8 protein-coding genes and 1 pseudogene are annotated in these 8198 nt (G+C 60.0%); 5 read left to right on the top strand and 4 right to left on the bottom strand.

Going from position 1 to position 8198, the window contains the following annotated elements:
- The 4 genes and pseudogenes from EN750_RS09690 to EN750_RS09705 all read right to left on the bottom strand — a co-directional run.
- Positions 1–852 (bottom strand): cbb3-type cytochrome c oxidase subunit I (locus EN750_RS09690; protein WP_189526123.1); only part of this gene is annotated, 852 nt, incomplete at its 3' end.
- A 24-nt stretch (positions 853–876) separates the two neighbouring features.
- Positions 877–1761: a cytochrome c oxidase subunit II gene (locus EN750_RS09695; protein WP_127321125.1), complete on the bottom strand. Its 885-nt coding sequence runs from the start codon at positions 1759–1761 to the stop codon at positions 877–879.
- 154 nt (positions 1762–1915) lie between these two features.
- Positions 1916–2086: pseudogene (locus EN750_RS09700) on the bottom strand (JAB domain-containing protein); the annotation flags it as partial.
- Between the two features lie 486 nt (positions 2087–2572).
- The gene (locus EN750_RS09705; protein WP_127396283.1) at positions 2573–3466 is read right to left on the bottom strand and encodes a LysR family transcriptional regulator; all 894 of its coding nucleotides are present in this window, start codon (positions 3464–3466) and stop codon (positions 2573–2575) included.
- A gap of 272 nt (positions 3467–3738) precedes the next feature.
- Between EN750_RS09705 and EN750_RS09710 the strand changes: the two genes are divergently transcribed.
- The 5 genes from EN750_RS09710 (at position 3739) to EN750_RS09730 (ending at position 7816) form a co-directional block, all read left to right on the top strand.
- Positions 3739–4833, top strand: a complete 1095-nt coding sequence (locus tag EN750_RS09710; RefSeq protein WP_127396284.1) for an alpha/beta hydrolase — start codon at positions 3739–3741, stop codon at positions 4831–4833.
- A gap of 76 nt (positions 4834–4909) precedes the next feature.
- The gene (locus tag EN750_RS09715) at positions 4910–5377 is read left to right on the top strand and encodes a cyclophilin-like fold protein (protein ID WP_210212737.1); all 468 of its coding nucleotides are present in this window, start codon (positions 4910–4912) and stop codon (positions 5375–5377) included.
- Positions 5378–5392: 15 nt separating this feature from the next.
- On the top strand, positions 5393–5788 hold the full coding sequence (locus tag EN750_RS09720) for a cupin domain-containing protein (RefSeq protein WP_127396285.1): 396 nt from the start codon (positions 5393–5395) through the stop codon (positions 5786–5788).
- Positions 5789–5818: 30 nt separating this feature from the next.
- Complete coding sequence (locus EN750_RS09725) at positions 5819–6562, top strand: SDR family oxidoreductase (RefSeq protein ID WP_127396286.1); 744 nt, start codon at positions 5819–5821, stop codon at positions 6560–6562.
- A 48-nt stretch (positions 6563–6610) separates the two neighbouring features.
- Positions 6611–7816: an arabinose transporter gene (locus tag EN750_RS09730; RefSeq protein WP_127396287.1), complete on the top strand. Its 1206-nt coding sequence runs from the start codon at positions 6611–6613 to the stop codon at positions 7814–7816.
- Positions 7817–8198: the final 382 nt, after the last annotated feature.

Here is an 8198-nt window from a genome sequence, read left to right on the forward strand (position 1 = left end):
GATGTAGACCTCGGGGTGACCGAAGAACCAGAACAGATGCTGGAACAGGATCGGGCTGCCGCCGCCATGCTGCAGTTGTTCGCCCATCTCGACGATCGCCGGCATGAAGAAGGAGGTGCCGAGCGCACGGTCAAACAACATCATCACGCAGGCGACGAACAGCGCCGGGAAGGCGAGCAGCGCCATGACGGTGGCGGTGAAGATGCCCCAGACCGTCAATGGCAGGCGCATCAGCGTCATGCCCCGCGTGCGGGCCTGCAGCACCGTCACGACATAGTTCAGGCCGCCCATGGTGAAGCCGATGATGAACAGGATCAGTGAGACAAGCATCAGGATGATACCCCAGTCCTGGCCGCCTGGCGTACCGGTCATGATGGCTTGCGGCGGATAAAGCGTCCAGCCGGCACCCGTCGGTCCGCCGGGCGCAAAGAAGCTCGACACCAGAACCACCACGGCAAGCAGATAGATCCAGTAGCTCAGCATGTTGACATAGGGGAAAACCATGTCGCGAGCTCCGACCATCAGCGGGATCAGGTAGTTGCCGAAGCCGCCCAGGAAGAGCGCCGTGAGCAGGTAGACCACCATGATCATCCCGTGCATGGTGATGAACTGGTAATAGGCTTCCGGGGTGATGAAGTCGAACGTGCCGGGGAAACCGAGCTGCAGCCGCATCAGCCAGGACAGCACCAGCGCCACCATGCCGATTGCCGTCGCCGTCGCCGAATACTGGATGGCGATGACCTTGGCGTCCTGCGAGAAGATATACTTCGTCCACCAGCTGTGCGGATGGTAGAGTTCCATTTCCGGGACTTCGGCGGCCGGGACCGCATCTGCAGGCGTGATATCGACCATAGGAGGAGTTCCTCCGTGCCCTTTTCAGCGGGACCCGACAGTTTCGAGTTTTGCCGCAACTTTTAAAGCTGATGCCGTTGCCTTGCCCGGCGCCTGTTGCGCCGAGCCCGTCTGCTGGGGCGCCGACAATTGCGCGAATGTCTGCTGCTGGTCGAGCCAGGCCACATAGTCCTGCTCGGTGTCGACTATGACGATGCCATTCATCAGAGGGTGGCCTTGGCCGCAAAGCTCGGCGCACAGCACCTGGAAGGTTCCTGTCTTGGTCGGCGTGAACCAGAAATAGGTGACCGAGCCCGGGATCATGTCCATCTTGGCGCGGAACTCCGGCACGTAGAAATCATGCAGCACGTCGATCGAGCGGAGCAGCATCTTGACCGGCTTGCCGACCGGCAAATGCAAATCAGCCGCTTCGACCACGACATCGTCCTGACCGTTGGGATCGCCGGCGATCACGCCCAGCGGATTGTCCGCGGTGACCTCGCGGGTGTCGGATCTGCCAAGCTTGCCGTCCTTGCCAGGCAGACGAAAACTCCACTGCCACTGCTGGCCGACGACTTCGACCACGGTTGCGTCGCTGGGAACGTTGACGAACTGGCTCCAGACGAACAGGCCGGGAACCAGCAACGCCGTAACCCCGACCGCGGTGACGATCGTCAGCCACGATTCGAGGCGCTTGTTTTCCGGTTCGTAGGCAGCCCGATTCCCTTCCCGATGACGGAAGCGGAAGACGCAATAGGCCATGAACAGAACCACGGCGGCGAAGACGACACCGGTGATCCAGAAGGTGATGCTGATGGTGTTGTCGATATAGCCCCAGTTCGAGGCAATAGGCGTCCACCACCATGGACTCAGCAGGTGAAACAGCACCGAGCCCACAACGATCAAAACGAGTACAAGCGCTACGGCCATGTCCCGTCCTCCCGGCATTCAAAGGGCGATCGAAGCTGTCCCGGCGAATGCCAAGTTCATCATAGCTCTTTTTGCGATCGAAATTCCAGAGCCGACTATCTTGACGGGAAAAATACCGCCTTTTTGCTACAGCGACCTTCGAGAAGGGCCGTTCCTAGATCAGCAGCAGGCCCTTCATGCTCGAATAGCCCTTGCGCCCGATGATGACATGGTCGTGCACGCCAATACCCAGCCGCTTGCCCGCCTCGATGATCTCCTTCGTCATTTCTATATCGGCTCGTGAGGGTGTGGGGTCGCCTGACGGGTGATTGTGCATCACGATCAGTCACGCTGGATCACGGTAGTACACGATGGAGCAAGGACAATAGGTGATGTAGCGAGCCAAAGCGGGGTATTGAGCTGGGGCAGGGGATTGGTGGTTGCACCAGGGTCGACCAGACGGGAGTGATCCGTGATCATCCCACTTGCGCGTTGCATATCATCTCGAGCAGGAAAATTGCGCCGTTTGCGGAAGCTCGGCAGCGACAGGATGGACGCTCTTGGTTTGGGCCGGAATCGGACTGCCGGCTTCGAGGCTCAGATCGCCAGAAGCGGACTTAACAGGAGGTCTGTGTGCCTCTGCCTGAACTGATCCCAACGCGGACAGCGAAATTGAGAAGAATAGGCCCGCTCTCGCCGATAGAGCCGTGGAGCCTAAGGTTCGAATCTCACACGCGCGCCACGCGGGGTAACGATGAGAACCATGTCTACTCTATTGCTGTCTAGAGCCCTCCAACCATCAGCCAACCGCGGGTCTAAGTTCCCTGTCGCTTCAATCCCGATGGCGTAGCGCGTCGATAATGACCTTGAATGCGGGTAGATTCTGTCGGCGGCTCGGATAGTAGATGAAATAGCCGTCGAAGAGGGGCGACCAATCATCGAGAACCTGAACTAGCAGGCTCGAAGCGAGGTGTCGCTCCACGATGTTCTCGGGAACATAGGCGATGCCGTAGCCACTCGCTGCGGCGTCGATCATAGCGTAGGTGTTGTTGAAGGTAAGTTGACCGTCCACACGGACACGCAGCGCCTGTCCATCCTTCTCGAACTCCCAGGCGTAGATGCCGCCGGCGGTCTCTTGACGCATGTTGATGCAGACATGCCGGACCAAATCCTGCGGGTGTCTCGGTACGCCATGCTCGGCCAGATAGTCGGGCGACGCCACGGCAACCAAGCGCCAGTCTGGGCCGATCCGCACTGCGATCATGTCCTTTTCAACGCTTTCGCCCAGCCGGACGCCTGCGTCGAAGCCTTCCTCGACGATGTTGCGGAATGTGCTGTCCAGGATCAGTTCGACACCGATATCCGGATAGGCGCTGAGAACCTGCTTCAGCTTGGGCCAAACCACGCTTTCCAGCGCGTGGTCGGACAAGGTCAGCCGGATCGAGCCTGACGGCTTTTCGCGGAAGGCCATCAATGCCGCGATCTCATCCTCGATTTCGCCGATGCGCGGGGCGATCGTTCGTAGGAGCCGCTCGCCTGCGGCTGTCGTCGCGACATTGCGCGTGGTGCGGGTCAGGAGGCGTATGCCCATTCGCGCCTCGAGCTGCTTGATCGTGTGGCTGAGCGTCGATTGCGCCACGCCGAGCTTTGCCGCAGCCCTGGTGAAGTTGCGCTCTTCGGCGACGGCCTGAAACCACGTCAGTTGGTTGAGGTCGGGTTTGGCCATGAGGTTCCTTCGTTTGCCCCCCCAGCACATTAATCGATGCAGTCGATTAGTTTATGCAAATTTCGATGACTAATCGTTCTATGGCAAAGCCGCTAGATGTGCATTGCAACAATTCAGCACGGGCAAAGAACCGATCGCTGGACGGCAGCGCGCACCGCCGCAGGAACGCCGAACCGCAATCGGTTCTGGCGGCTGCTGAAACCCGAACGTCCACACTGATGGCTCACTCAGCGAAGCGCCCAACCCAATTTTGGGCCAAAAGGAGATCGGTAATGCCTGTGAACACCCCTGACACGAAAACATCAGCACGCACAATCCACCGGCGCGAGCTGTTGAAGCTGACCGGCGCAGGCGTCGCCGCATTGGGCGCAGTTTCAATATCCAACCCCCTCAAAGCAAAGGCTCAGAACATGTCAAACGAATGGGATAAGGTCTTTCCGCTCAGCGACAAGATCGATCACGAGAAGATAACGTTTAAGAACCGCTACGGAATCACGCTGTCGGGTGATCTCTATCTGCCGAAGGACCGTGCCCGCGGACGCCTGCCGGCGCTTGTCGTCGGTGGTCCGTTCGGCGCTGTTAAGGAACAATCGTCTGGCCTCTACGCGCAGACGATGGCCGAGCGCGGCTTTGTCACCCTGGCCTTCGATCCGTCTTATACCGGCGAAAGCGGCGGCGAGCCGCGCAACGTGGCCTCGCCGGACATCAACACCGAGGATTTCAGCGCGGCCGTCGACTATCTCGGCCTGCACGCTTCGGTCGACCGCGAGCGCATCGGCGTGATCGGCATCTGCGGCTGGGGCGGCATGGCTTTGAATGCCGTCGCCGCGGACAAGCGCGTCAAGGCCGTGGTGGCGAGCACCATGTACGACATGACTCGCGTCATGTCGAAGGGCTACAACGACAGCGTGACCCTAGAGCAGCGCACGCAGGCGCTGGAACAGATGAGCCGGCAGCGCTGGGCGGACGCGGAAAACGGCGCGCCGGCTTATCAGCCGCCCTTCAATGAACTTAAGGGTGGCGAGGCGCAGTTCCTGGTCGACTATCACGATTATTACATGACGCCGCGCGGCTATCATGCGCGCGCGGTCAACTCAGGCAATTCCTGGACGCAGACGACGCCGCTGTCGTTCATGAACATGCCGATCCTGACCTACATCGCGGAAATCTCGCCGCGCCCGGTCCTGTTCATCCATGGCGAAAAGGCCCATTCGCGCTACTTCAGCGAAACTGCCTTCGCGGCAGCGGCGGAGCCGAAGGAACTCATGATCATTCCGGGTGCCAACCACACCGATCTTTACGACAAGGTGGACGTGATCCCGTTCGACAAGCTGACCAGTTTCTTCAATCAGCATCTCGCTGCTTGACGACCAGGTCCTATCTCCAAGCGCGCGGTCGTGTGCCGAAACAGTGGACATGGCCGCACCAATTGGGAGACTTCAAATGACACGCGACGCCGCATGGCTTTCACGTCGCGCTTTGCTGGCAGGCGCTGCCAGCTTCGCACTTCCCTCCTCGGTGCGCTCTCAGGCCGACGTAGCCACGGATAGGAAAGGAGACACCATGCGCCTTAGATTCATCTTCGCAGTTCAGGATTTCACGGCAACGCTGGAAGACAATCCTTCCGCGCGCGATCTGGTCTCGATGCTGCCGCTGGACCTCACGATCGACGACTATTCGACCAACGAGAAGATCGCCTATCTGCCGCGCAAGCTAACCGAGAAAGGCAGCGGTCGCTTCGGGAGCGAGGCCGTGGGCGATCTCTGCTACTACGCCCCCTGGGGCAATCTGGCAATTTTTCATGGTCCCTATCGGTGGTCGCGCGGCCTAATACGGCTCGGGCGACTGGACCACGGACCGCCGCCGCTTCTGCTGCGTGGAGAACATCCGCTGCGCGTCGAAACACTGTGATCCAAGGAGGTCATCATGCAGATCTATCGTGCCGGAAAGACACCTTCCCGTCCCGGCCCCGCAGACTGGTTTACCGGCCGCGTGCGCATCGACGCGCTGTTCAACCCGGCGGCTCCCGATCGCGTGCAGGGAGCGCTCGTCACTTTTGAGCCGAGCGCGCGCACAGCCTGGCACACTCATCCGCTTGGCCAGACGCTGATCGTCACCTCTGGCCTTGGGCGTGCTCAGCGCGAGGGCGGGCCGATCGAAGAAATCAGTCCCGGCGACGTCGTCTGGTTCGATCCGGGCGAAAAGCATTGGCACGGCGCGTCGTCCGAGACCGCCATGAGCCATATAGCGCTCCAGGAGGTTAAGGACGGCAAGGTCGTCGACTGGATGGAGCATGTGACGGACGCACAATACGACGCCTGAGAACCAAATCATCAATTCTGGAGAACTGCCATGATCAAGGACAAGGTCGTAATCATCACCGGAGCATCGTCAGGCATCGGCGAAGCAACCGCGAAGCTGCTCGCGAGCAAAGGCGCCAAGGTCGTCCTTGGCGCGCGGCGCGCCGACAGGCTGAAACGGATCGCCGACGAGATCGCGAAGAACGGCGGTCAGGCGACCTACAAGGAACTGGACGTGACGAAGCAGTCCGATAACGACGCTATCGTCGAGCTGGCCAGGAAGGCGTTCGGCCGCGTCGATGTCATGTTCCTGAACGCCGGCCTCATGCCGAGCTCGCCACTATCGGCACTGAAGACCGACGACTGGCATCAGATGGTCGACGTGAACGTCAAGGGTGTCTTGAACGGCGTGGCCGCGGTGCTGCCGGAGTTCATCGCACGGAAATCCGGACACGTCATCGCGACCTCATCGGTCGCCGGGCTCAAGGCTTACCCGAACGGCGCGGTCTATGGAGGCACGAAATGGTTCGTGCGCGACTTCATGGAAGTCCTGCGCATGGAATCCGCCATGGAAGGGACGAACATCCGCACGGCGACCATCTATCCGGCCGCGATCAACACGGAGTTACTTGAAACGATCAGCGACGAAGGCACGGCCGCCGCGATGCAGAATACCTATGACAAATACGGAATCTCGCCGGACCGGATCGCTGACGTCGTTGCGTTCGCCATCGATGCACCGGAAGACACCACGATCAACGAGTTCACGGTCGGACCCGCCAACCAACCCTGGTGATCCGAACTGAAGTCTCCGCAAGTAACGTCATTAGATTGCTTCCGACGAATGACACACCTGCCGACATCGTCAACACCATCGCCTTCGGTCGCGGTTACCCTGCTGCCAACCATGGCGGCGGTGTTGGCCGGGTTTGTTGTCATCGGCGCAGCATTGCCTGTGCTTCCACTGCACGTCAGCCACAATCTGGGTTTCGGTAGCGTCGTTGTCGGCATGGTGGCGGGAACGCAGTTCGCGGCGTCCTTGGTTTCACGCGTGTGGTCGGGCTCCTTTGCCGACTCGAATGGAGGAAAACGAGCCGTTCTGGCGGGCCTGGTTACCGCAGCGGCTGCCGGGCTGCTCTATCTTGTGTCCGTTGCCGTCGCGAATTCGCCCGTTCTCTCCGTCTCGATCCTCGTAGTCGGACGCGCGGTGCTCGGCGGTGCCGAGAGCTTCATCATCACAGGTGGCGTGGCCTGGGGCCTGGCGCTCGTGGATGCCAGGCATTCCGGCAAAGTCATTGCATGGGTCGGCACTGCGATGTTCGCGGCGTTGGCCTTCAGCGGACCTTTCGGAACCATGTTGTTCACAGCTTACGGCTTTGCGGCGATAGGGCTGCTGACCACATTATTGCCGTTGCTCGTCTTGGGATCGCTCATGCGAGCGCCAAACCCTCGGATACAGTTGCGGCAGAGAAAATCCGATTTGAGTGCGGTTTTTGGCGCGGTATGGCTGCCAGGCCTTGGTGCGGCACTCGCCAGTGTCGGCTACTGCTCAATCCTTGCCTTCAGCTCCCTTCTGTATGCCGACAATCATTGGCGACCCGTCTGGGTTGGATTTACGGCGTTTGGAGCTGCGCTGATCGCAGCGCGTATGATCTGCGGTCATCTGCCTGACAGATACGGCGGTGCGAAGATCGCCCTGCTGTTCGTGCTCGTGCAGTCAGCCGGGCTTCTGCTCATGGGGTTGGCACGAAGCAGTGTGCTTGCTTCCTCCGGAGCCGCGCTGGCGGGCCTGGGCTACTCCCTGGTCTACCCCGCGCTTGGCGTGGAGGCGGTTGGTGGCACATCGCCGGAAAGCCGCGGCTTGGCGATGGGCATCTACACGGCCTTTCTCGATGTCGCGATGGCTCTAGGAAGCCCGGCGTTGGGATGGGCTGCCGATCGAGCAGGTTTGAGCGTTGTCTTCTTTATCAGCGCCGGTGTCACCTTTTGTACAACCGCCATTGCATTGCATTTAGCGTGCAATGCCCGTCGAGCCGATAGGCGCGGCTGATCGCCGACTATCTCATAATCGGACCTTTATGAGTGCAAAATTTCCTGCCCTCAGGCGCTTCATTAGCCTTACCTAAGGGAAGAACGTCGTCGGCACGTTTCGAGAACGAAAGTGTGTGGAGTGCCTTTCTTTACGTTGTTCGGCCGGAAGACTGGTCAGTCTGGGTCACCCGCACGAAAGAACGGCGAGTACGACCGCTTCCGGCCAGACCGTTCTCAGGGAGACCGTGCGGCCCGAGAGCTCGTAGTGTACGTTTAGGCTGCCAACTCTTAGGGGGCTTAGGTTTTGAAAGGTCTTGAGGGCGGCTCTGCTAAAGTGATGCGATTTCCGTCAGGGTCTGCGAGCTGGGCGATCTTTCCGTAGTCACCTTCCATTTCGGCTG

It is taken from the genome of Mesorhizobium sp. M7A.F.Ca.ET.027.03.2.1 (assembly GCF_003999175.1).
In the GTDB taxonomy this organism is placed as follows: Bacteria; Pseudomonadota; Alphaproteobacteria; order Rhizobiales; family Rhizobiaceae; genus Mesorhizobium.

Bases quoted from the DNA above. Each gene is read 5' to 3' on its own strand.
- EN750_RS09705 (WP_127396283.1), bottom strand. From the start codon at position 3,466: ATGGCCAAACCCGACCTCAACCAACTGACGTGGTTTCAGGCCGTCGCC.
- EN750_RS09725 (WP_127396286.1), top strand. From the start codon at position 5,819: ATGATCAAGGACAAGGTCGTAATCATCACCGGAGCATCGTCAGGCATC.
- EN750_RS09730 (WP_127396287.1), top strand. From the start codon at position 6,611: ATGACACACCTGCCGACATCGTCAACACCATCGCCTTCGGTCGCGGTT.
- EN750_RS09710 (WP_127396284.1), top strand. From the start codon at position 3,739: ATGCCTGTGAACACCCCTGACACGAAAACATCAGCACGCACAATCCAC.
- EN750_RS09715 (WP_210212737.1), top strand. From the start codon at position 4,910: ATGACACGCGACGCCGCATGGCTTTCACGTCGCGCTTTGCTGGCAGGC.
- EN750_RS09695 (WP_127321125.1), bottom strand. From the start codon at position 1,761: ATGGCCGTAGCGCTTGTACTCGTTTTGATCGTTGTGGGCTCGGTGCTG.
- EN750_RS09720 (WP_127396285.1), top strand. From the start codon at position 5,393: ATGCAGATCTATCGTGCCGGAAAGACACCTTCCCGTCCCGGCCCCGCA.